At 71.6% G+C, this 23,894-nt stretch carries 12 protein-coding genes; 8 read left to right on the top strand and 4 right to left on the bottom strand.

Features of this window, described 5'->3' with window-relative positions; genetic code table 11:
• Window positions 1–84: 84 nt before the first annotated feature.
• A complete protein-coding gene (locus tag ACW9TB_RS22940) occupies window positions 85–3,348 on the bottom strand; it encodes a BTAD domain-containing putative transcriptional regulator (protein WP_472750097.1) in 3,264 nt (1,087 codons plus the stop codon).
• 188 nt (window positions 3,349–3,536) lie between these two features.
• Here ACW9TB_RS22940 and mscL point away from each other — a divergent pair, with 188 nt between their 5' ends.
• The 3 genes from mscL (at window position 3,537) to ACW9TB_RS22925 (ending at window position 8,166) form a co-directional block, all read left to right on the top strand.
• On the top strand, window positions 3,537–3,965 hold the full coding sequence (mscL, locus tag ACW9TB_RS22935) for a large conductance mechanosensitive channel protein MscL (protein WP_472750096.1): 429 nt from the start codon (window positions 3,537–3,539) through the stop codon (window positions 3,963–3,965).
• A gap of 124 nt (window positions 3,966–4,089) precedes the next feature.
• Entirely contained in the window at window positions 4,090–7,191 is a 3,102-nt protein-coding gene (locus tag ACW9TB_RS22930; RefSeq protein ID WP_472750095.1) for an AfsR/SARP family transcriptional regulator, read from the top strand.
• A 255-nt stretch (window positions 7,192–7,446) separates the two neighbouring features.
• A complete protein-coding gene (locus tag ACW9TB_RS22925; RefSeq protein ID WP_472750094.1) occupies window positions 7,447–8,166 on the top strand; it encodes a hypothetical protein in 720 nt (239 codons plus the stop codon).
• Window positions 8,167–8,256: 90 nt separating this feature from the next.
• Here ACW9TB_RS22925 and ACW9TB_RS22920 read toward each other — a convergent pair whose 3' ends face one another.
• A complete protein-coding gene (locus tag ACW9TB_RS22920; protein ID WP_472750093.1) occupies window positions 8,257–9,438 on the bottom strand; it encodes an amidohydrolase family protein in 1,182 nt (393 codons plus the stop codon).
• Between the two features lie 597 nt (window positions 9,439–10,035).
• On the opposite strand from ACW9TB_RS22920, the gene ACW9TB_RS22915 reads away from it, so the two are divergent.
• Window positions 10,036–11,256: a S8 family serine peptidase gene (locus tag ACW9TB_RS22915; RefSeq protein ID WP_472750092.1), complete on the top strand. Its 1,221-nt coding sequence runs from the start codon at window positions 10,036–10,038 to the stop codon at window positions 11,254–11,256.
• A gap of 141 nt (window positions 11,257–11,397) precedes the next feature.
• Here the strand turns inward: ACW9TB_RS22915 and ACW9TB_RS22910 are convergent, their stop codons facing one another.
• Both ACW9TB_RS22910 and ACW9TB_RS22905 read right to left on the bottom strand, forming a co-directional pair.
• Window positions 11,398–12,378 (bottom strand): Gfo/Idh/MocA family protein, encoded by a 981-nt coding sequence (locus tag ACW9TB_RS22910; protein ID WP_472750091.1) that lies wholly within the window; start codon window positions 12,376–12,378, stop codon window positions 11,398–11,400.
• 93 nt (window positions 12,379–12,471) lie between these two features.
• Complete coding sequence (locus tag ACW9TB_RS22905) at window positions 12,472–14,055, bottom strand: peptide chain release factor 3 (protein WP_472750090.1); 1,584 nt, start codon at window positions 14,053–14,055, stop codon at window positions 12,472–12,474.
• 252 nt (window positions 14,056–14,307) lie between these two features.
• On the opposite strand from ACW9TB_RS22905, the gene ACW9TB_RS22900 reads away from it, so the two are divergent.
• From ACW9TB_RS22900 to ACW9TB_RS22885, 4 genes are all read left to right on the top strand, one after another.
• A complete protein-coding gene (locus ACW9TB_RS22900; protein WP_472750144.1) occupies window positions 14,308–15,069 on the top strand; it encodes a PP2C family protein-serine/threonine phosphatase in 762 nt (253 codons plus the stop codon).
• Between the two features lie 668 nt (window positions 15,070–15,737).
• Window positions 15,738–16,364, top strand: coding sequence for a hypothetical protein (locus ACW9TB_RS22895; protein ID WP_472750089.1), 627 nt, complete (start codon window positions 15,738–15,740; stop codon window positions 16,362–16,364).
• A gap of 13 nt (window positions 16,365–16,377) precedes the next feature.
• Window positions 16,378–18,510 carry an SPFH domain-containing protein gene (locus ACW9TB_RS22890; protein WP_472750088.1) on the top strand — a complete coding sequence of 711 codons (2,133 nt, stop codon included), beginning with the start codon at window positions 16,378–16,380 and terminating at the stop codon, window positions 18,508–18,510.
• A complete protein-coding gene (locus tag ACW9TB_RS22885) occupies window positions 18,507–23,834 on the top strand; it encodes a DNA repair ATPase (protein WP_472750087.1) in 5,328 nt (1,775 codons plus the stop codon). Before ACW9TB_RS22890 ends, ACW9TB_RS22885 begins: the two co-directional genes overlap by 4 nt.
• Window positions 23,835–23,894 lie beyond the last annotated feature (60 nt).

Genomic DNA, 23,894 nt, shown 5'->3' with positions numbered 1-23,894 from the left:
ATGCCCCATGTTGGCCCGGCCATGCGCACATTCCCACTCCTGTGACGGTGATCTCAGAATTCGGCGACGACGTGCGTGACGAGCCTAGAACAGGCCGTGGCGGAACTCACCGCCCAGCGCGCGGATCGCGGGCTCGTAGACGCGCGGTCCCGCCCCGGCGGCGAAGGCTTCGGCCGCCCGCAGGTGGGCCTCCGCCCGGTCCTCGTCACCGCCGAGCAGGGCCAGCCTGGCCAGGCACAGGTCGGTCAGGGACCAGCCCAGCAACCGGCCCGCGTGCGGGGCGAGCCTGTCGTACAGGATCCTCCCCGCCGCCTCGTCGCCCAGCGCCGCGCAGATCTCGCTGACGGCGTCCGCGACGAACCGGTAGGCCAGCTCGGGACCTATCTCCGCGAAACCGTCGCGGGCCAGCTCGTCGAAGACCTCGCGGGCCTCGGCCGTCCTGCCCAGGTCGACCAGGGCCAGGCAGCGCAGGACACGCCAGGGCTTCTGGCCGGGGCGGCGGGCGAGCATCTCGTCGGCCAGCGCGAGCGCCTCACTTGTCCTACCGGCCTCACCCGGCCCGTCCGTCCTGTTGGCTTCACCCCGCAGGGACAGGAAGCGGAACATCTCCCGCCGCAGCCGCGCGTCGTCCCGTCCCAGCGCCCCCTCGGGGTGGGCCGCGCCGGACGCGTCGGCCTCGGCGAGCGCGTCGGCGAGGCGCCCGGACAGGTAGGCGTGTACCGCGGCCTGCCAGGCGGCCAGGCTCACCATCGAGGGGAGCCTGAGCCGCTCCGCGGTCTCCCGCAGCCAGGCCAGCAGCTCCGCGGCCCGCCCCTCGGCCCCCTGGGCGTTCAGCTCGACGTACTCGTTCTCCCTGCCGATCCACTCGACGACCAGGTCCCCGGTGCGGCGGCCGATCTCCACGATCTCTCCGGCGACCGCCGCCCGGCGCCCGTGGTCGTGGCCGGAGCGCAGCAGGATCTCCAGGACGATCAGCGTCCTGGACAGGGTCCGGTCGTCACCCGTCAAGCGGGCCAGCCGCACCGCCTCTCCCGCCATCTCCACGCTCCGCTCGACGGGCCGTACGGTGGAGCCGGTCAGCGCGGCGGCGGCGAGCAGCCGGGCCCGCCACGGCGAGTCCCCGGCCAGGCCGGAGGCGAGGACCCGGTCGATACGCTCGGCCAGCCGGTCGATGCCGGTCATCTCCTCGTACATGGCCAGATGGATCGGGTCGGAGAACCCCAGCACCGCCCTGGCCAGCCGGTTGTCGTCGCCGAGCCGTTCGGCGATCTCCGCGGCGGCCTCCAGGGAGGCGTGGGCCGCGGCGCTCGTCCCCGCCGCGGCCCGCGCCTCGGCCAGGTCGAGCAGGAGGTCGCAGCGGAGCGCGTCGTCGGGACCCGGCAGCCGGTCGGTCATCGAGATCGCCGTCTCCAGGCTCTCCACCGCGTCCTCGTGGGCGAACTGCGCGGTCGCCTGGGCCGCCGCGCGCCGGGTGTAGCCGATGGCCTTGCCCGCCATCCGGGGGTTCAGCAGGCCCTCGCGGTAGTGGTGGGCGATCTCGGTCAGGCGCGTCCCGCTCCGCTCCTCCAGCACCTCCGCGATCCGCGCGTGCAGCCTCCTGCGGCGCAGCGGCGGCAGCGCCTCGCGCAGCGCGTCGCGGACGATGTCGTGGACGAACCGGCAGCTCGGCCCGTCCCCCTCGACCAGCAGCCCGGCCCCCACCGCGGCGTCGACGATGTCGAGGACCCGCTCCTCCGGCAGTCCCGCCACGCGCGTCAGGATGTCGGTCGCCGCCTCCCTGCCGAGCAGCGCCGCGACGGTCAGCACCTCCCCGGTGGCGGGCGGCAGACCGGCCATCCGGCCGCGTACGACGTCCGACAGCGCCTCGGGGGTCTCCCCCAGCCGGAGCACCTCCCCCAGGAAGAACGGGTTGCCCGCGGTCAGCCTGCCCATCTCCGCGGCCAGGGCCGGGTCGGCACCGGCCCGGCCCAGGTACTCGCGGATCTCCTCCTCGGCCAGGCCGCGCAGCAGGAGCCGCCGCACGTGCGGCAGCCGCAGCAGCGCGCCGAGGGCGTGCTCCAGCGGCTCGCCGGGGCGTACGTCGGTGTCGCGGTAGGTGGCCACGACGGTCAGCGCGGGGCAGAGCCGGGTGGAGGCCAGGAACTCCAGAAGCCGCAGCGACGAGGGGTCGGCCCACTGGAGGTCGTCGAGGACCACCAGGACCCGGCCGTGCTCGTTCAGCAGCCGGGCGAACGCCTCGTACAACGCGAACTGCCCGGCCTGCCCGGTTCCGGTCAGCTGCGCCAGCTCGCCGTGCCTGCCGACCAGGTCCTGCACGGCCTGCGTCCAGGGCCAGAAGGGCGGCGCGCCGGTACCGCTCCAGCAGCGGCCCCACACCACCCGGTGGTCCCGCGCCAGCGCGGCCCCGGCGGCGTGCTCGGCCAGGCTGGTCTTGCCGATGCCGGGCTCCCCGGCGAGCAGCACCACCCGGTGCCCGTCACCGGCGACCGCCCGCTCCAGCACCTCCGCCTCGGCGTCCCTGCCCACCAGCCCGGTGTCCTTCTCCTCCTCCGTCACCCGTTCCACCCTCGCCACGGGGCGGGGCGTCAGCGCGGGGTCCTGGCCGAGGATGCGCCGTTCCATCTCCCTGGACCGGGGGTCGGGGTCCAGCCCCATGTCCTCCATCAGCATCCGGCGTCCCTCGGCGAGCACGCCGAGGGCGTCCGCCTGCCGTCCCGCCTGGTAGAGCGCGTGGGCGGCGAGCACCCGCAGCCGCTCCCTGAACGGGTGGGCGCCGACCAGGTGGGCGAGCCCGCCCGTCAGCGCCGCCCCCCGGCCGAGGGCGAGCTCCGCCTCGGCCAGGTCCTCCTCGATCGTGAGCCGCAGCTCGGCCAGGTGCGCGCTCTCCTCCGCCGCCCAGGAGGTGCCGGAGAGGTCCGCGAGCGGCTCCCCGCTCCACTCCCCCAGCGCCAGCCGCAGCTCCCCGGCCGCCCCCTCGTGGTCGCCCCCGGCCCCCAGGCTCCTGCCCCGGGCCGCCCGCTCCCGCGCCCTGCCCAGGTCGGTCGCGCCGCCGGGGACGTCCAGCGCGTAGCCTCCCGGCCTGCTGACCAGGATCGCCGGTGGCACGTTCCTCGTCCGGCCGGGCTCGAAGACGCGGCGGAGCTTGGAGACGTACGCCTGCACGGTGTTGAGCGCCCCCGGAGGGGGGTCGCCCTCCCAGAGCGCGTCGATCATCCGGTTCGGGCCCACCGGCCGGGGGACGGCGAGGACGCACATGGCGAGCACCAGCCGCTGCTGGTAGGGGCCGACGTCCAGCGCCGCCCCTCCGTCGGCGAACGCCTCGACGGGGCCCAGCACACGAAAGTCCATCCCGGTCACCTCGCTCGCGAACTGCGCCGATAGTAGTCGCTCGCCCCCACCGCCCCGCACGGCGCGTACGCCTCCGCGCGGCGGCGTCCGGGCATCGCCCTTTCGCGGCGGAACACCCGGAAAAAAGGTAGGTTTGGCCGCCGGAAGGTGGGTAGCCCGACCCTCCTCACGAGCGGAGGACATGAGTGATGGGCGGATTCAAGAAGTTCCTGCTGAGGGGCAACCTCGTCGAGCTCGCCGTGGCCGTCGTGATCGGGGCGACCTTCAGCGGGCTGGTGCAGGCACTGGTCAAGGACCTCATCACGCCGCTGATCGGAGCCATCACGGGCGGCAGGGAGCCTGACTTCTCGCAGTACGTGTTCACGATCAACGGCTCCAAGTTCATGTACGGCGACTTCATCAACCACCTGCTGAGCTTCGCGATCATCGCGGCGGTCATCTACTGGCTGGTCGTGATGCCCATGACCCGGCTGATCGGCTTCTTCGACCGGGACAAGAAGGCCACCGAGAAGGAATGCCCGGAGTGCCTGAGCGACATCCCGATCGAGGCCAAGCGCTGCGCGTTCTGCACCGTGGAGCTGTCGCGGGTCGCCGTCGGCGACAAGCCTCCGGCGTAGCCCAGGCCCGGCCGCGGAGCCGGAAACCCCCGGCCCCCGCGGCCCTGAGGGCCCTCGGTGATCATTGACGGTGAGGGGGAGGTCGGGCACACTTGGCCCCTCCGAAGCCTTCCAGGGGAGTGGTATGGACTTCTCCGTCCTGGGGCCGGTCGAGGTGAGGGCCGACCACCAGCCGCTTCCCCTGGGCGGACGCAAACAGCGGGCACTGCTCGCGATGCTGCTGCACCACGCCAACGGCTCCGTGCCCGACGACCTGCTCGTGGACGCGCTCTGGAGCGAGCACCCGCCGAAGACGGCGGACAACAACCTGCGCCTGTACGCCTCCCACATCCGCCGGTCCCTGGGCGCCGACCGGGTGCTGCGCCGCCACGGCGGCTACCTGCTGGTCGTGCACCCCGGCGAGCTGGACGTCCATCGGTTCCAGTCGCTGGCGAAGGAGGGCCGCGACGCGTTCCTCCACGGTGACCACCATGAGGCCGTGGACCTCCTCCACCGGGCCCTGCGGCTGTGGCGCGGCCCCGCGTACGCCGACCTGCGGTTCGTCGAGGACCTGTCGGGTGAGGCGTCGCGCCTGGAGGAGCTGCGGCTCGCCACCCTGGAGGACCGCGTCGAGGCCGACCTCGCGGTGAGGTTCCAGCCGGAGCTCGTCGCCGAGCTCACCGGCCTTGTCAACGCGCACCCGCTCCGCGAGCGCCTGCGGGCGCACCTCATGGCGGCGCTCGCCCGCGCCGGACGGAGTTCCGAGGCGCTGACGGTGTACGCCGACACCCGGCGCCTCCTGAACGAGGAGCTGGGCGTCGAGCCCGGGGCCCCGCTGCGCGACCTCCACCGGCTGATCCTGGCCGAGCAGGCCACAAAGGACGAGCGGCACGAACAGGACGAGCAGGACGAGCGACGCGGGCAGCGCGAGCAGGACGGGCAGGCGGGAGCCGAGCGAGGCCTGGCCGAGCCGCGCGAGCCCCCCGCGGAGCTGCCGATGAGCATCGCGGACTTCGCGGGCCGTGCCGAGCACGTCAGGGAGCTCGTCGCGCGGCTGGACGACCGTTCCGCGACGACCGTCTCGGTCATCACGGGCATGGGCGGCATCGGCAAGACGGCGCTGGCGGTGCACGTGGCGCACCAGCTGGCCGACAGGTTTCCCGGCGGGCAGCTCTACGTCGACCTGCACGGCGCGCACGAGGAGGAGCAGGCACAACCCGGCCACGTGCTCGGACGGTTCCTCGTCGCGCTGGGAGTGCCCGGGTCGAGCATCCCGGAGTCGGTCGAGGCCCGCGCCGCGCTGTACCGCAGCCGCCTGGCCCGCGCGAACGTCCTGATCGTCCTCGACAACGCGGCGTCGGAGCAGCAGGTGAGACCCCTGCTCCCCGGTGCCCCCGGCTGCGCCGTGATCGTCACGAGCCGCGCGAGGCTCTCGGGGCTGGAGGGCGTGCGGCCGGTCGAACTGGACGTCCTGAGCACCCAGGAGGCCGTGGAGCTGCTCTCGCGGCTGATCGGGCACGACCGCGTCGCCTCGCAGCTCTCCGCCGCCACCGAGCTCGTCTGGCTGTGTGACCGCATCCCGCTCGCCGTGCGCGTCGCGGGCGCGCGGCTCGCCGCCCGTCCCCAGCAGAGGATCTCCTGGCTCGTGGAGCGGCTCGGCGACGAGCGCGGGCGCCTCGACCAGCTGATCGTCGGCGACCGCGCGGTCAGGGCGAGCCTGGCCCTGAGCTACGTCGGTCTCCCGGCGCACGCGCGCCGCGCCTTCCGGCTGCTCGGCCTTCTCGACGTCCCTGGCTTCGCGAGCTGGGTCCCCGCCACGCTGCTCGGCTGCACGCACGAGGAGGGGGAGGCATGCCTGGAGTTCCTGGTGGACGCGCAGCTCGCCACCATCTCCGGGATCGACGCCACCGGGCAGGCCCGCTACCGCTTCCACGACCTCGTCCGGCTGTACGCCCGCGAGCGCGCGGAGGCCGAGGAGGACCCCGCCGAGCTGCTGCTCGCGACGACCAGGGCGTTCGGCGCGTGGCTCTGGCTGGCGGAACAGGCCATGGAGCACGTCCACGGCGCCTGCTACGCCGTGCTCCACGGCCCGGCGCCGCGCCACGCGCTGCCCGGGGACCTCGCCGCGTCCCTCCTGCGCGACCCCCTCGCCTGGTTCAACGCCGAGCGGACCGCGCTGGCCGGTCTCATCGAGCAGGCCTGCGCCCTGGCGCTCGACGACTTCGCCTGGGACCTCGCGGGATGCCTCGAACGCTACTTCGACTCCCACGGGTTCTTCTCCGAGTGCCGTCGCCTCAACGAGCGGGCCATGCTGGCCTGCCGTACGGCGGGAAACCTGCTCGGCGAGGCCGTCATGCTGCGCGGGCTGCTCGACGTGACCACCTGGACCGGCGTCGAGCACGAGGGCGGCGCCATGGTGGCCCTGCACACCAACGCCGTCCGGCTCGCGGAGATGTTCACCGAGGTCGGTGAGCCGCGCGGGCTGTCGGACGCCCACGTGATGTGCGCCTGGGGCCTGGCCGCGCAGGGGTTCGTCGAACCGGCCGTGGAGTCGGCGGAGACGGCGCTGCGCCTCGCGGAGGAGACCGGCCACCTCGGCGGCCGGGCGCGTGCCCACCTGGCCCTCGGCATCACGCACGGCCAGCGGGACGTCCTCTCGGCGATCCCGCACCTGGTGAGCGCGCTGAGGGTCGCGGAGACGCTGGGAAACCCGCGCTTCGAGGCGACGTCCCTGCAGTTCCTCGGCCTCGCGTACGTCGAGACCGGCCAGTCGGAACCGGCGGAGCGGTGTCTCAACCGCTCGCTCGTCATGTCCCGGGTCGCGAGGGACCCGGCGTCCGAGACGATGACCCTGGTCACGCTGGCGAAGCTCTACAGCGGTGGCGGCGACGAGCGGGCGCGGCCCACGGCCGACACCGTGGAGGAGCTCAGCCGCCGCTACAACCTCACCCACCACCTGGCCGACGCCCTCTGGATCCTGGGCGACCTCGACCGTGCCGACGGCGACCACGAGCGGGCGGTCGAACGCCTGACGGAGTCCGTGGCGCTGTGGCGGACCCGCAGCTGGACGACGTACCTGGGGGGCGCGCTCCGCAGTCTCGGCCTCGCCCACGTGGCGACCGGCGACCGGGAGCGGGCCGTACGGTGCTGGCGCGAGTCCTACGAGCTCTTCACCCTCATCGGGGACAGGGCGAAGGCGGACGACCTGGCCGGTCTCCTCGGGTCCTCGATCACCGGCTGCCCCTGATCGGCTCTCCGGCATATGCGGAAAATATGCAGTGGCTGCGTAGCGTCCGGATGGCAGGAGATCACGTGGTCGTCAGAAGCTTCACGATCCGTCCAGGATGAGCGGGTACGTCGGGCTCATCCCCGGCAGGGCCATACAGGGGCCGGTCCTCCCCGCGTATCGTGAACGCCCCGGCCACCGGCACGTCCTCCGGGCCGATCATCCGATCGGTCCGGCCCTTTCCACCGGGAAAGGCACCCGGAGGACAATGGGACCGTGAGTTTCGAACTGGCCGTCTGGTACGAGCCCAAACCGATCACCAGGGAACACGCGGAGCAGGTCTTCCTGGCCCTTCGCCACGGGGAACCGCGTGACACCGATCCCCGCTCCGGGGACCGGGAGGACGCCGCGGCGCCCTCTTCCGGTTCCGGGGAGTTCCGGCACGGTGCGGATCCCCGTCCCGAGGACCCGGAGGTCCCGGAGGACGTGGAGGTGCACCCCGGGGTGGCGGCGTTCGCCGACCGCCTGCCCGGGGCCGGATGGCTCTCCCCGGCCCACGTCCTGGTCGGTATGGACCCAGAGCGGGCCGACGAGGTGTCCGCCCGGGTCTTCGCCCTCGCCGCCGAGTGCGGGCTGGTCTGCTACGACCCGCAGCGCGGCCTGGTGCACAACCTGTCTCCTCGGGGCGTCTACCCGACCATGGAGATGCGCACGGGCGACGGGATGATCGTGGTCGGCCCCGACCTCCGGCTCATCTCCGACGCGCTCGCCACCATGTCCCCGCGGAACCCGTTCACGGCCCTGGTCGTCTTCGGCGAGCACTTCGTCCAGAGCTCCCCGGAGCCCTCCGGCTACGAGCTGGAGTACAAGGACAGCGTCAGGAACCAGATGTTCCGCACGCACGTCCCGGACCTGGGGGCGGTCCAGGACGCCTTCACCGAGTACGCCATCGGCGAGCGCGCCTTCCTGGAACGCCACGACTGGCACCGCGTCTGACTCTTTCGGTGATCGAACGCGCCGGTGCCCGGTGTGACAGTGACGCCCTGCCCACTTCCCCGCCGACGGCACTCACCTGTTCCCCCTCGATCACCGGACCCGGACGCCCGCGCGGAAGACCGCCCGGACGTCCCGGAGCCGGTCGAGATCATCGAGCGGATTCCCGGTCACGGCCAGCAGATCGGCGTCCGCGCCGACCGCGATCCGTCCCTTCCGGCCGGAGACCCCGCACACCTGGGCGGCGAGGCCGGTCGCCGCCGTGAGTGCCTCCAGCGGAGACGGGCCCTCCGCGGTGAACTGGGAGATGGCGTACGGCAGTACGTCGTGGGGCTTGACCGGCATGATGCCCGCGTCCGTGCCGAGCACGATCCTGGCACGGAGCCTGTACAGGGTCCTGAGAGCCTCGTGTACGGCTCGCACGCGCTTGGCGACCTCCGGTGGCAGGACCGGCGGCGAGTCACCGGGGACGACTCCGATCGTCACGCTCACGAAGACGTCGCTCCTGGCGATGGCGGCGAGCAGGGCGGGATCCGCGTCGACCCCGTCCGCCGTCATGAACGTCGCGTGCTCGATGCTGTCCACTCCCGCCGCCAGCGCGTCCCTGATCGCCGGCGTACCGTGCGCGTGGGCGGCGACGGGCAGACCGAGCCGATGCGCTTCGCCGACGACGACCCGAAGGTCGGCCGGTGAGTACTGCGACTCGTGCGGCGGTGAGCCCGGCGTCATGTTGCCACCGCTCAGCATGATCTTGACTACCGCGCAGCCCCGCTCGTACCGGTCCCACACCGCGGCGCGTAAGGCCTCGGCTCCTTCGGCCTCGCCCCCCATGAAATGGCAGTGGCCGCCGGATGTGGTGATCGGGGGCCCGGCGGCGAGGATCTCCGGGCCCCCTCCGGGGCGCCGGTTCAGCTCCGTCCTCAGCGCCGACGCCAGATAGTTGCGATCGCCGAGGTCGCGGACGGTCGTGATACCGGCCTGGAGCGCCCTGTCCGCGGCGGCCCGCATCCTGGCCAGCAGTTCCGCGTCGTCGGCGGCGGTGAACGCGGTCACCGGGTCGGGGCCGGCGTCGAAGCCGAGATGCACGTGAGGGTCGATGAGCCCCGGCATCAGGAACGCGTCCGCGCCAAGGTCGACCAGGCCCGTTCCGTCCGGCGGGAGAGCACCCCGGGTATCCACGCCGGTGATCCGCCCGTCCTCCACGAAAACCGTCGCGGGGCCGGACAGGTTCGTGCCGTCGAACATCCGCCCGGCGTGAATCGCGAGAGACGTCATGATCGGGATGCTCCTGAGGGGAGATGGCGTACGCGGCCCCCGTCCCAATCCTCGGAGGATTGTGGATCCGGTGGGATGGCGGCACAACACCATCACGAACGACCTGAGAGGACCCTGAGGAGGGGCATAGCCCCCACCTGCCGTTTTCGGGGGTGTGGTTATTCACGGTACGGGCGGATCGGTATCCGGCTACCCCGGCCAGCCTCGACGGGCCGCACCCGTACGGGAATCCCGACAAGCGGAAAGCGGAAATTCAGATAAGTAACTTTATACGGCCCGAATATGGCCCGACCACGCGTCCGGCACCGGCCGCGGGATACGACCGGCCATCACCAGGCCGGTGACATCTGAGGAAAATTTCCAACATATACGCAGGCCACAGCCGCCGCAAGGGCCCCTCAGGCGCCGCCCGAAAAGCGGGTCGCCGACGCGCACATTCGTTTCCGGCCCGAGCCATTTACAGTGATATATGACTACCTCAATTACTTTATATAAACTTCATGTAAATAATTGACTTATCTTGTGGAATCAGCTGACTTAACATGTCAACCTCTACCTCATTGGCCAAACCCGGCCAAAAGAGTGGAGGATCCCCCCGTGCGCAAAACGCTCCTCACAGTCCTCTTCGCGAGTTCCCTCGTCACGGCGCTCATTCCGGCCACAGCCGCGACCGCCGCCCCGGACCCCGTCGGCAACTACATCGTCGTGCTGAAGGACGGCGCGGACGCCACGACCTTCGCCAACACCCAGGCGCGTTCCCGCCGCGCCGCGGTGGACAAGGTCTTCAACCACGCCCTTCGCGGCTACTCGGCGAAGATGAGCGCCACCGCGGCCGCCGCCACCGCCCGCGACCCGCAGGTGCAGTTCGTGCAGCCCGACGGCGTGGTGTCGATCAACGCCCAGACGCTGCCCACCGGAATCAACCGGGTCGACGCCGAGCTCAGCCCCACCGCCGCCATCAACGGCGTGGACACCCGGGTCAACGTCGACGTGGCGATCATCGACACCGGCATCCAGCTCACCCACCCCGACCTGAACGTCTACACCGCGGGCGCCAAGAACTGCAACACCGGTACGAGCGCCAACGACGGCAACGGCCACGGAACGCACGTGGCGGGCACGGTCGGGGCGCTGGACAACACCAGTTCCGTCGTCGGGGTGGCTCCCGGCGCCCGCCTGTGGCCGGTGCGGGTGCTGAACAACAGCGGCGGCGGCAGCTGGTCGCAGGTGATCTGCGGCATCGACTACGTCACCGCGCACGCCTCCGAGATCGAGGTCGCGAACATGAGCCTCGGCGGCCTCGGTGCCGACGACGGCAACTGCGGCAACACCAACAACGACGCCATGCACCGGGCGATCTGCGCCGCCGTCGCGGCGGGCGTGACCTTCGTGGTCGCGGCCGGCAACAACAACGCCAACTCCTCCGGCTCCGTGCCCGCGTCGTACGACGAGGTCATCACGGTCAGCGCCCTCGCCGACTACAACGGGCTTCCCGGCGGCGGGGCGGCGCCCACCTGCTACAGCGACGTCGACGACACGCTCGCCAACTTCTCCAACGACGGCGCCGACGTGGACCTCATCGCGCCGGGCGTGTGCATCCTGTCCACCTGGACGGGCAGCGGTACCAGCACCATCTCGGGCACCTCGATGGCCAGCCCGCACGTCGCCGGTGGAGCGGCCCTCTACAAGGCCGTCAACCCGGGCGCGACGCCCGCGGCGGTGAAGTCCGCGCTCCAGACCGCGGGCACCACCAACTGGAACAACGTCGACGACACCGACGGCATCAAGGAGAAGCTGCTCAACGTCGCCACCTTCTGACGTAGAGCGAGCTGACGTAGAGCGAGCGGACCCGCGGACACCGCACGAGGTGCCCGCGGGTCCGTTCCGCATGGATCCCGCCGTCGGCGGTCGAGGCGCGACCGGCGGGCACTCGTCCCCCCGGCATGCGCGCCAGATCGGTCATTCGCCGGGAAAACGGACTCCCACCTGCGAACGGACCTCGTCCATGACGCCCATCACGTCGAGGGTCGCCTGCCAGGGCATCAGCGGGCTCTCCAGCAGGCCCTCGCGCAGGCAGCGCATGGCCTCGGCCGCCTCGTGCAGCATGCCCTTCCCCTCGAAGGGGACGTGGAAGGTCTCCGGCTCACCCTCCGTACGGTGCAGGGTGAAGGTGTCGGGGCGGAAGAACAGGGTCGGCAGCTCGATCCGGCCGAGCGGGCCGGAGATGGACGCGGTGACCGGGCTGTCCGTGGCGATGCCGCAGGACAGCAGGGCGACCGCGCCGCTGTCGTAGCCGAGCAGCACACCGGTGTTGTCGTCCACCCCCTCGGGGGTCAGCCGCGCCCAGGACCGTACCCCGGCGGGGGCGCCGAGCAGCATGTGCGCGAAGGAGATCGGGTAGACACCCACGTCGAGCAGGGCGCCGCCGCCGAGCTTCGGGTTGCGGAGCCGGTGCTCGGGCGGGACGGAGACGGAGAAGCCGAAGTCGGCGTGGACGGTGTTGACCGGGCCGACGGCGCCTCCCTCGACCAGCTCCATGATCTTGCGGATGGCCGGGATGCAGCGCGTCCACATGGCCTCCATCAGGAACAGGCCCCGCTCCCGCGCGAGGTCGACCAGCTTCGCGGCCTCGGCCCGGTTGAGGGTGAACGCCTTCTCGCACAGCACGGCCTTGCCCCCTTCGAGGCAGGTCCGTACGGCGTCGTAGTGGGCGTTCTGGGTGTTGGCGACGTAGACGATGTCCACGTCGGGGTCGGCGGCCAGCTCGGCCCAGCTCCCGTGGGCCCTCGGGATGCCGTGCCGGTCGGCGAAGGCCCGTGCGGACTCCTCCGACCGTGATCCGACCGCGACCACCTCGGCGTCCGGCAGGAGCCTCAGGTCCTCGGTGAAGGTCGCGGCGATGCCGCCGGTCGCCAGAATTCCCCACTTAATCGCGCTCATAACGACATATCTCACCACGAGCGCCTGAGAGGGAGACCCCCGGCACCCCGGGCCTCCCGTCTCACCTCATCCGACCCGCACCCCGGGAGGACGTCAGCCGCGCGTGTCGGCGAGCAGGGCGTTCAGCACCAGGTCGGGGTGGTCGCGCATCACGCCGCGCATGCGCCACTCGTCGGTGAACAGCGCCAGCAGGGCCCCGTCGAGCGAGCGGACGAAGACCTCCACCCCGCGCTGGCGGGCCAGGAGCGGCGCCGACTCGGCGTCGGTGAGCCTCGCGATACCGAAGTCGAGCCGGTCCATCAGGATCTCGGTGTTGAACTCGGCGGCCATCCGGTGCTTGACCACGTCGAACTGCATCGGGCCCACCGCCGCGAGCACCGGCGACTGGTCGCCGCGGACGTCGGAGCGGAGCACCTGGACCACGCCCTCGGCGTCGAGCTGCTCGATGCCCTTGCGGAACTGCTTGGACCGGCTGGAGTCGCGGACCCTGGCGGTGGAGAAGTGCTCGGGGGCGAAGCTCGGGATCCTCGGGAACTCGACGGGCGGGCCGTCGTAGAGCGTGTCGCCGGGACGCAGGGCGCTGGCGTTGACCAGGCCGACCACGTCACCGGGGTACGCCTCGTCGATCGTGGCGCGCTCCTGGCCGAAGACCGACTGGGCGTACTTGGTCGCGAACGGGCGGGCGGTGGCCGCGTGGATGAGCACCATGCCGCGCTCGAATCTGCCCGAGCAGACCCGGACGAAGGCGATGCGGTCGCGGTGCGAGGGGTCCATGTTGGCCTGCACCTTGAAGACCAGGCCGGAGAACGGCTCCTCCAGCGGGCGCGGGTCCTCGGCGACGTCCGGGCGGGGCGTGGGGGCGGGGGCGATGTCGACCATGGCGTCCAGCAGGCGGCCGACGCCGAAGTTGGACAGCGCGGCCCCGAACAGCACCGGGGTCGACTCGTGCGCCTCGAAGGTCTTCTGGTTGTGGTCCGCGCCGATCGCGGAGAGCAGGTCGATCTCGTCCTTGGCCCGCTCCCAGTCGCCGCCCAGCTCCGCCAGGGCCTGCTCGGCGCTCAGATCGGTCTCGATGGCCTTGGTGGCACCGCCGGGGGTGCGGGTGTAGCGGACGATCCGGTCGGCGGTGCGGTCGGCCACGCCGTGGAAGAAGCCGCCGGTGCCGATCGGCCAGGTGATCGGGGTGGGCTTCAGGCCGGTACGCTCCTCGATCTCGTCCAGCAGCTCCAGCGCCTCACGCCCCGGCCGGTCCCACTTGTTGACGAACGTGATCACCGGGATGCGGCGGTGCCTGCAGACCTCGAACAGCTTCAGGGTCTGCGGCTCCATGCCCTTGGCCGCGTCGAGCAGCATGACCGCGCAGTCGACGGCGGCCAGCACCCGGTAGGTGTCCTCGGAGAAGTCGGCGTGTCCCGGGGTGTCGACCAGGTTGAACATGTGGCCGCGGTACTCGAACCTGAGCGCGGCGGAGGTGATGGAGATGCCCCTGGCCTTCTCCATCTCCATCCAGTCGGAGGTGACCCCGCGCCGCCCGGACTTGCCGTGCACCGCACCGGCCTGACTGATCGCGGAGGCGTGCAGCGCCAGCGCCTCGGTCATGGTCGACTTACCCGCGTCGGGGTGGCTGATCACCGCGAACGTGCGGCGGCGAGCCGCCTCCTGAATGATCGCGGCCATTACTGATCTCCTAGCGATGCGTAAGGTGGGGTACTCCGGGCACAGTGCGGGGGCACTGGAGGGGCCCATGCGTGACACTGAAACAAGCTTACGCGCCACCACAGGTGTCAACAGATGTGGCAACACTTCCCCAGGCCGCTTGCGCCACCATGGTGTTAAGTGGATCGTGGAACATCTCGGTTCGCCCTATGCCCATCCCAACTGTCCGAAAGCGGCTCAGCTCGTGCAACTCGACGATCTAGTGATGTGCAGATGATCACGCTGCGCTATACGGCAGGTTCCGACGTCGGCCGGATCCGGCAAGGCAACGAGGACGCCGCCTACGCGGGCGCCCGGCTTCTCGCCGTCGCCGACGGGATGGGCGGCCACGTGGGCGGGGAGGTCGCCAGCTCGGCGGCGATCGCCACCGTCGCGTCCCTGGACCAGGAGTGCCCCGGCGACCTCGCCGCCGCCGCCGAGGCCGGGGTCCGCAAGGCCAACCAGCGCCTGCGCGACCTGGTCGAGGAGGACCCGTCGCTCACCGGCATGGGCACCACCCTGACCCTGATGCTCTGGAACGGCTCGCGCGTCGCCCTCGCCCACATCGGCGACTCCCGCGCCTACCTGCTGCGCAACGGCGACCTGTACCAGATCACCTACGACCACACCCTGGTCCAGACGCTGATGGACGACGGCCGGATCACCGCGGAGGAGGCCGCCCGCCACCCGCACCGGTCGATCCTGCTGCAGGTCCTCGACGGCGGCGACAACCTTGAGCTCGACCTCTCCCTGCGCGACGCCGAGCTCGGCGACCGCTACCTGCTCTGTTCCGACGGGCTGTCCGGGGTGGTCGACGCCGAACGGCTCCGCCAGGTGCTCGCCGAGGTCGACGACCTCGACGAGGTGACGCGCCAGCTGATCGCGCTCGCCTGCGACGCGGGAGGGCCCGACAACATCACCTGCGTGGTCGCCGACGTGGTCGAGGGGGAACCCTCGGACACCTCGGTGGTGGTCGGCTCGGCCAACCCCTCGTGAGGCGGGCAGTCCCTCGTGAGGCGGCCGATCCCTCGTAGGTCGGGCCCCTTGTGAGGCGGCCTCGTGGGTCGACCGGCCCCTCGTGAGGCGGGCGGCCCCTCGTAGATCGGCCAGTCCCTTCTGAGGCGACCGGCCCCCTGTGCGGCGGGCGGTCCTTCGTAGGGCTCCTCGTAGGGGCGGGCGGCCGGTGCGCGGTCGGGTTCTGGTCGTCGCCGAAAACAGCGGCTATCGTCGGAGATCCGCGCTCCTCGCCGATCACCGCTCCGGAGGGATGTTCCTCATGTACAAGGAGTTCGCCATCGAGGCCATCGTGTGGCTCATTCCCGTCGTGATCCTCGTCGGTCTCGCCTACATGATCACTCGCCCCGCCTGACCTCCCGCGACAGGCTCCCCGGGACGGCCTTCCGGGGTGGCCTCCCGGGACGGAGCCGAGGACGCGGGCCCCGTTCCCGCTCCTCCACTTCTTCGCGCCCCCGTTTTCGCGGCCTTCCCGCTTCGTGAGTTCCGCGCGCCCCGCGCGCCGGTAACCCCCGCACCCCTGACATCTATGCGGATGTTTTTCCGCTTTGGGAACTATTCCCTTTAACAGATCTTTATATGTATATAGTCACCTACACGTGCTCGGGGGAGCGCGTTCCGGTATGCCAGCAGGGGGATTTCACACGCCGATGGGCCAGTTTGTCGATGCCGCACTGTCTTTTCCGACCGTCCTGTTCACGTTCCTGCTCCTGGTGATCATCGCGTACTGGGTGCTCGTCGTGACCGGGGTGTTCGGGTTCGGCGGTGAAGGAAGTGACGGTGGCGACGGCGACGGGTCCGAGGTGACAGGGGGCACCGGCCTCCTGAGCGGTCTGGGACTCGGCGGAGTCCCGGCCGCGGTGGCCGTCTCGCTGCTGGTCGTCGTCGCGTGGTTCGCGAGCCTCGTGGGCGGCACGCTGTTCACGAGCACCCCCGCCCTGGTCGCCGTACTGGTCGCGGCACTGGTCTGCGCCTGGGCGTGTACGCGCCTCGTCGTCCTGTCACTGCGGCGTCTCGTCCCGAAGGAGCGCGTCCCCTCCCGCGCCGACTTCGTGGGCCGCATGTGCGTCATCCGCACGCGCCGCGTCAGCCGCGACTTCGGCCAGGCCGAGGTCACCGCCGCCGACGGCTCCTCCGCTCTCGTTCAAGTACGGCAGACCGGTGACGAGGTTTTCGCCTCCGGCAGCGTCGCCCTGATATTCGCCTACGACTCCCCCGGCGAGTTCTTCTGGGTGACGCCGTACGACGCGGAACTCGACCCTGATCGTCCTATTTAACCGAGGGACCACATTGGACGTCATCTCCACCGGGCTCGGCATTCTTCTCGCCGTCGTCCTCCTCGTCGTCATCGGCGTGCTCTTCATGATCAGCCGGTTGTTCAACAAGGTGGAACAGGGCAAGGCCCTGATCATCTCGAAGATCAACAAGGTCGACGTCACCTTCACCGGGGCCGTCGTGCTGCCCATCTTCCACAAGTCCGAGCTGATGGACATCTCGGTGAAGACCATCGAGATCGCCCGTACCGGCCGTGAGGGCCTGATCTGCCGTGACAACATCCGCGCCGACATCCGCATCACCTTCTTCGTCCGGGTCAACAAGACCGTCGAGGACGTGGTGAAGGTCGCCCAGGCCATCGGCACCGCGCGCGCGAGCGACCAGGAGACGCTGCAGGAGCTGTTCAACGCCAAGTTCTCCGAGGCGCTCAAGACGGTCGGCAAGCAGCTCGACTTCGTGGACCTCTACACCCAGCGCGACCAGTTCCGCGACCAGATCATCCAGGTCATCGGCACCGACCTCAACGGCTACAGCCTTGAGGACGCGGCCATCGACTACCTGGAGCAGACCTCGCTGCTCTCCCTGGACAAGAACAACATCCTCGACGCGCAGGGCATCAGGAAGATCACCGAGCTCACCGCCATCGAGCACGTACGGACCAACGAGTTCCAGCGGCGCGAGGAGAAGGAGATCACCCGCCAGAACGTGGACGCGCGGGAGGCCATCCTGGAGCTGGAGCGCCGCCAGGCCGACGCGGAGACCAAGCAGAAGCGCGAGGTCGAGACCATGCGCGCCCGCGAGGAGGCGGAGACCTCCAAGGTCCAGGCCGAGGAGCGGCTCAAGGCGCACGCCGCGCACCTGCGTACCGACGAGCAGCTCGGCGTCCAGCAGGAGAACCAGGCCCGTGAGATCGCGGTGGCGGCGAAGAACCGCGAGCGGGTCCTCGCCATCGAGACCGAGCGCATCGAGAAGGACCGCCTGCTTGAGGTGATCGCCCGCGAGCGCGAGACCGAGCTGTCGCGCATCTCCAAGGACAAGGAGCTGGAGGGCGAGAAGCGCTCCATCGCCGAGGTGATCCGCGAGCGGATCGTGGTGGAGAAGACGGTCGCCGAGCAGGAGGAGAGCATCAAGCGCCTGCGCGTGGTCGAGGAGGCCGAGCGGACCCGCCAGGCCGTGATCATCCAAGCCGAGGCCGAGGCGCAGGAGAGCCTGGTCAAGGACATCAAGGCGGCCGAGGCCTCCGAGGCCGCGTCCAAGCACCGGGCGCGCGAGGCGCTGGTGCTGGCCGAGTCGCGGCAGCAGGCGGCCGAGCTCGACGCCCGCGCCAAGATCCGCCTCGCCGAGGGCGTCCAGGCCGAGATGGCCGCCATCGGCCTGGCCGAGGTGCAGGTACGCGAACGGGACGCCGCGGCGATCGAGAAGGTCGGCCGCGCCGAGGCCACCGTCGAGCGGGAGAAGGCGCTCGCGGTCGCCGAGGGCGAGCAGGCCAGGGCCCACGCCGTGGCCACCGCGGTCCGCGAGAAGCTGAAGGCCGAGGCGGAGGGCGAGCAGGCGATGGCGCTGGCCGCCGCCGCGACGGTCGGCGAGAAGCTCAAGGCCGAGGCCGAGGGTCTCACCGAGAAGGCCGCGGCGATGGCCGCGCTCACCGACGCGACCCGCTCCCACGAGGAGTACCGCCTGCGGCTGGAGGCCGAGAAGGAGATCCGTCTCGCCGGGGTGAACGCCCAGCTCAAGATCGCCGAGGCGCAGGCCTCCGTGGTGTCGGCAGGGCTGTCCAAGGCCAACATCGACATCGTCGGCGGCGACACCGTGTTCTTCGACCGGCTGATGGGCTCGATCAGCATGGGCAAGGCCGTGGACGGCTTCGTGGAGCACTCCGACGTCGCCCGCACGCTGGCCGGTCCCTACCTGGACGGCTCGGCGAGCCTCCCCGCCGACCTGGGCAGGGCCATCGGCTCGATCGACACCGCCGACGTGCGGAACCTCTCGCTGTCCGCGCTGCTGATGAAAATGATCAAGGAGGGCGGCCCCGACGCGGACAGGCTGCGCGGCCTGCTGGGCGAGGCCCAGGCCGCCACCACGACCGAGGTCCCCGTCGCCGCGCTCGGCACCGCCGCCGGTAACTCCGCCGGTTCCGTCAAGCAGTGACGTCCTCCACGGCGGAGGCCGTCACCGGCGCCCCCGGCGAGGGGGCGGGGCTGGACGCGGGAACCTACGAGGTGCTCCGCGCCCGGCTCGCCGAGCAGGCCGCCGAGCTGGCCCGGCAGTCCGACGCGCTCAACGCCGAGCGCCTGGCGGTGTTCGGCGGGGCCGAGCTGCGCCTGGTCGGCACCGAGCGGATACGCACCGAGAACAACTGCGTGCCGCGCGACATCGTGTCGGTCGGCGGGCTCATGCTCTTCGGCTACAACGTGTTCATCGGGATGAAGCCGGAGACGACCGTCGGGGACGTCTTCTCCGCACACACCTTTGTCCGGGACGCAACGGGAGACGAGGAGAACGCGTTCCGGTTCGACCCCGCGCCGATGTTCCGCGACCCGCGCTTCGAACGGGACTTCGCCGAGCTCTACCGGTACTACCGGGAGACCCGGCTGCTCCAGCTCCGCCGCGTCGAGGGCAAGATGCTGGCCGTCTTCCAGACCGGCCCGCAGGACACGCGCGTGCTGCGCTGGCAGGTCGGGGCGGACGGCACACTCTCGTACATCGACGACCGGGGGGAGCGCGACCACACGTTCCCGCCCTCGCACGACTTCGAGTGGGTCCCGGCCACCCGCGACGACCACGTGACGGGCCGCCACCCGCACATCTCGATCGGCGGCGAGGTGTTCGTCGAGACCGTCGGCGGCGACCTCACCATCAAGGTCGAGAACAACACCGAGACCGGGGAGGGCGTCTACCGCGAGCCCGTCACGGAGCCGCTGCAGAGCCTCGCCGACGCGGAGGTCCAGCACGCCAGGATCGGCCCGCTGATCCTGCTGCGGGTGCGGCCGTACAAGGAGCCGGAGTGGCGGCACCTGGTGTTCAACACCCGGACCAAGGGCGTGGTCCGCCTGGACGGCATCGGGCAGTCCTGCCAGCGCCTGCCCGAGGACCAGGGGATCATCTTCCCCGGCGGCTACTACCTGTCCACCGGGGTCGGCAAGACGTTCGACACCGACGTGTCCGAGCTGGAGTTCGAGCGGGTGATCCGCTCCCCCAACGGCGAGGACGTGCTGTACGTCTTCCACGCCCGCGCCGAGGGGCGGTCGCTGCTGCTGCCGTACAACGTGATCCGCAAGCGGGTGGAGACCCCGCTGTCCTGCCACGGGTACTCGCTGTTCGACGACGGCACGCTGGTCGTCTTCAGGGCCACCTCCGACGAGCCCACCCGCGTCCACCCCATGCAGGTCTGGCAGACGGCGTACCAGTCGGACCTGCACGCCGCCGGGCGCCCGGTCGGCACCGGGCCGCTGGAGCGGATCGGCAACGCGGAGCTGGTACGGGGCATCTCCGACTGCCTGTCGGTGGCGCGGATGGTCGAGGAGATGGCGCCGTCCGTCCCGGTCTTCGAGGCGCTGATCGCCTCCTGCGCCCGGGTCTTCGACCACTACCACTGGCTGGGCGAGCACCGGCTGCGCGGCCCGCTCGCCGACGTGCGGGCCACCGCCGAGCAGGTGCTGGACGAGTTCGAGAAGGTCCAGTCGCTCACCCGGCAGGCCGCCGAGGCACTGGAGGCCGCCGCCGCCGAGGTCACCGCGCTCGTACGGCACACGCGCGGCGAGGCGCCCGGGTCCGCGCGGGGCTGGATCGACCGGTTGTCGGAGCTGCGGCGGTCGCAGGGGCGCCTGGTGGGCCTGCGCGAGCTGCGCCACGTCGACACCGCCGGGATCGACGCGCTCGACGCGGAGCTGACGGCCGAGCTGGGCGGCGCCGCGCGGCGCGCGGCGGAGTTCCTGCGGGGCGACGACGCCTTCGCCGGATACCACGCCGAGGTCGAGCGGCTGGTCTCCGACGCGGGCGCCATCGCGACCGTCGCCGAGGCCGGGCCGATCGGCGAGCGGCTGGAGCGGCAGGCGCGGGGCCTGGAGATCGTGGTCGAGGTGGTCGGCACGCTCGACATCGCCGACGCCACCGTGCGGACCGCCATCCTGGAACGGGTCGGCGAGGTGCTCGGCGGGGTCAACCGCGCCCGCGCCACGCTGGACGCCCGGCGCGGGGAGCTGCTGGCCGGTGAGGGGCGGGCGGCCTTCGCGGCCGAGTACGCCCTGCTGGGGCAGGCGATCACCGGCGCGCTGGCGATGTCCGGCACCCCCGAGCGCTGCGACGAGCAGCTGGGCCGCCTGATGCTCCAGCTGGAGAACCTGGAGTCGCGCTTCGCCGAGTTCGACGACTTCCTAGGGCAGCTGGCCGCCAAGCGGGAGGACGTCTACGAGGCGTTCTCCTCGCGCCGCCAGGCGCTGCTCGACGAGCGGGCCCGCCGCGCCGACCGGCTGGCCGACTCCGCGGCCCGCATCCTGTCGAGCGTACGGCGCCGGGTGGCCGGGCTGGCGTCGCTGGACGAGGTCAACACCTACTTCGGGTCCGACCCGATGGTGCTCAAGCTGAAGGGCGTGGCCGGGGAGCTGCGCGCGCTGGGCGACCAGGTGCGCGCGGAGGAGCTGGAGGGCCGGATCAAGGCCGCCCGCCAGGAGGCGGGCCGCGCCCTGCGCGACCGGCTCGACCTCTACACCGACGGCGGGGAGACCATCCGGCTCGGCCGCCACCTGTTCGCGGTCAACACCCAGGCGACCGACCTCACCCTGGTCCCGCACGAGGACCGGATGGCGTTCGCCGTCACCGGCACCGACTACCGCTCCCCGGTGCGCGACGCGGCCTTCGAGGACACCCGGCCGTTCTGGGACCAGCTGACGGTCTCGGAGTCGCCGGAGGTCTACCGGGGCGAGCACCTGGCCGCCTCGATCCTGGCCGCCGCCGAGGCCGGAACACCACTCGCGGCCGGGGTCTCCCCCGGCACGGCCGGAAACCCGGTCTTTCCCGGCACAGGCGGGAACCCGGTCTCCCTCGGAACGTCCGGGAACCCGGTCTCCTTCGGCACGGCCGGGAACACGGTCTTTCCCGGAACGGCCGGGAACACGGTCTCTTCCGGCAGGGATGGGAACCCGGCGCGCCCGGCCGTGCCGGGCACGGGCGGGGCCCCTGTCTCCCTGGAGGCGCTGTACGAGGCCGCGGCGGGCGACGGCGGGGAGTTGCTGGAGATCGTCCGCCGGGTGGCGGAGACCCGGTACGACGAGGGCTACGAGCGGGGCGTCCACGACCACGACGCCGCCGCGATCCTCCAGGCCACGCTCCGCCTGCGCGCGGACGCGGGACTGCTCCGCTACCCGCCCGCCGCGAGGGCCGCCGCCCAGCTCTTCTGGGCCTTCGGCACCGACGAGGCCACCCGGGCGACGTGGACCACCCGGGCGACGTCGCTCGCGCGGGCACGGGCCCTGTTCGGCGGGGTGGAGGCGGTGGAGGAGACCCGAGCCGCCCTCGGCGCCGCGATCGCCTCCTTCCACCGGGATCTTCACGGAGGTCTCAACGGGGGTCTCAATCGGGGTCTCCACGGAGGTCTCCACGGGGATCTCCGTCAGGGTCTTCAGGGCCGTACGGGAGACGGGCCGGGCACGGCCCGCGCGACGGAGGACGAGGGCGTCTTCGAGCTGGCCGGGGAGTATCTCTTCGAGGAGCTGCCGGGCAGGCCGTTCGGGTTCGTGACGAGCGCGGGGGCGCGGTCGCTGCTCGACCGGTTCGACCGGGCACTGGGACCGGCGCGCGGGGAGTTCGAGGAGGACCTGCGGGCGCTCGGCGGCGACCTCGCCGCACGCCACCGCCTGGCCGGGGCCTGGCTCTCCGCCTTCGACGCCTCGGCCCCGCGCTCCGGCCTGGCCCCGGCCCTCTCCGGCCCCGGCTCGGGCTCGGGTTCCGGCTCGGGCTCGGGCTCGGGAACGGGGGCCGGGTCCGCGGAGCTGGTGGAGGCGGTGGCCGTACTGCTGTGCGAGGTGCCCAGGCGCGACTCCTCGGCGGCGTTGACCACCGAGGTCGAGGGGCTGCTCGGCGCGCACCCCCGGATCTCCGGGCGCGCGATGGAGCTGCGCCTGGACGAGTTCCTCGCCAGGACCCGGCACTTCCGCGACCATCGCGTCCCCGCGTACCGCGCCTACCGGAGGCGGCGCGACGAGCTGGTCGCGGCCGAGCGCGAGCGGCTGAGGCTGGAGGAGTTCCAACCGAAGGTGATGACCGCCTTCGTCCGCAACCAGCTGCTCGACGAGGTCTACCTGCCGTTGATCGGCGACAACCTGGCCAAGCAGCTCGGCGCGGCCGGGGACGCCAGGCGGACCGACCAGATGGGCATGCTGCTGCTCATCTCCCCGCCGGGCTACGGCAAGACCACCCTGATGGAGTACGTGGCCAACCGGCTCGGGCTGATCTTCGTCAAGGTCAACGGCCCGGCCCTGGGGCACCTGGTGACCTCGCTGGACCCGGGGCAGGCGCCCGACGCGACGGCGCGGCAGGAGATCGAGAAGATCTCCTTCGCGCTGGAGATGGGCAACAACGTCCTGCTGTACCTGGACGACATCCAGCACACCTCCCCCGAGCTGCTGCAGAAGTTCATCTCCCTGTGCGACGGCCAGCGCCGGATGGAGGGCGTCTGGGAGGGCGAGGCCCGCACCTACGACCTGCGGGGCAAGCGCTTCGCGGTCTGTATGGCGGGCAACCCGTACACCGAGTCCGGCGGGCGCTTCCGCATCCCCGACATGCTCGCCAACCGCGCCGACGTGTGGAACCTCGGCGACGTGCTGTCGGGGCGGGACGAGCTGTTCGCGCTGAGCTACATCGACAACGCGCTCACCTCCAACCCGGTCCTGTCGCCGCTCTCCACCCGCGACCGGGGCGACATCCGCCTCCTGGTACGGCTGGCGCGAGGCGACTCGGGGGTGCGGGCCGACCAGCTCTCCCACCCGTACTCCTCGGTGGAGCTGGAGCAGGTCCTCGCGGTGCTGCGCAAGCTGCTGCGGATCCAGCGGGTGGTGCTGGCCAACAACCGGGCCTACATCGCCTCGGCCGCCCAGTCGGACGCGTCGCGGACCGAGCCGCCGTTCCAGCTCCAGGGCTCGTACCGGAACATGAACAAGCTCGCGGCCCGGGTCGTGCCGGTGATGAACGACGCCGAGCTGGAGGCCGTGATCGACGACCACTACCTCGGCGAGGCCCAGACCCTCACCTCCGGGGCGGAGGCCAACCTGCTCAAACTGGCCGAGCTGCGCGGCACCATGACCCCGGTACAGGCCGCGCGGTGGGCCGAGGTGAAGGCCGCCTACCTGCGTTCCCAGGCCCTCGGCGGCGCGGAGGACGACCCGGTGACCCGCGCGGTCGGCGCGGTCGGGCTGCTGGCCGACCGGGTGAGCACCGCCATCGAACACGCCGCCGACCGCCTGTCCCCCGAGCCGTGAACCCGCCGGTTCGCCGAGGCGCGGAGGGTCCTTCACCGGCGGCGGGAGCCGGTCGTCCGG

The sequence above is a fragment of the Streptosporangium sp. H13245 genome, from assembly GCF_055690525.1.
The sequence above is the reverse complement of the archived record's forward strand: the minus strand, read 5'-3'. Positions and strand labels throughout refer to the sequence as shown.

What these genes read in the sequence shown, in the direction of transcription:
- ACW9TB_RS22940 (WP_472750097.1), bottom strand. Translation starts at nt 3,348, where the DNA reads ATGGACTTTCGTGTGCTGGGCCCCGTCGAGGCGTTCGCCGACGGAGGG.
- mscL (WP_472750096.1), top strand. Translation starts at nt 3,537, where the DNA reads ATGGGCGGATTCAAGAAGTTCCTGCTGAGGGGCAACCTCGTCGAGCTC.
- ACW9TB_RS22930 (WP_472750095.1), top strand. Translation starts at nt 4,090, where the DNA reads ATGGACTTCTCCGTCCTGGGGCCGGTCGAGGTGAGGGCCGACCACCAG.
- ACW9TB_RS22920 (WP_472750093.1), bottom strand. Translation starts at nt 9,438, where the DNA reads ATGACGTCTCTCGCGATTCACGCCGGGCGGATGTTCGACGGCACGAAC.
- ACW9TB_RS22910 (WP_472750091.1), bottom strand. Translation starts at nt 12,378, where the DNA reads ATGAGCGCGATTAAGTGGGGAATTCTGGCGACCGGCGGCATCGCCGCG.
- ACW9TB_RS22905 (WP_472750090.1), bottom strand. Translation starts at nt 14,055, where the DNA reads ATGGCCGCGATCATTCAGGAGGCGGCTCGCCGCCGCACGTTCGCGGTG.
- ACW9TB_RS22900 (WP_472750144.1), top strand. Translation starts at nt 14,308, where the DNA reads ATGATCACGCTGCGCTATACGGCAGGTTCCGACGTCGGCCGGATCCGG.
- ACW9TB_RS22895 (WP_472750089.1), top strand. Translation starts at nt 15,738, where the DNA reads ATGGGCCAGTTTGTCGATGCCGCACTGTCTTTTCCGACCGTCCTGTTC.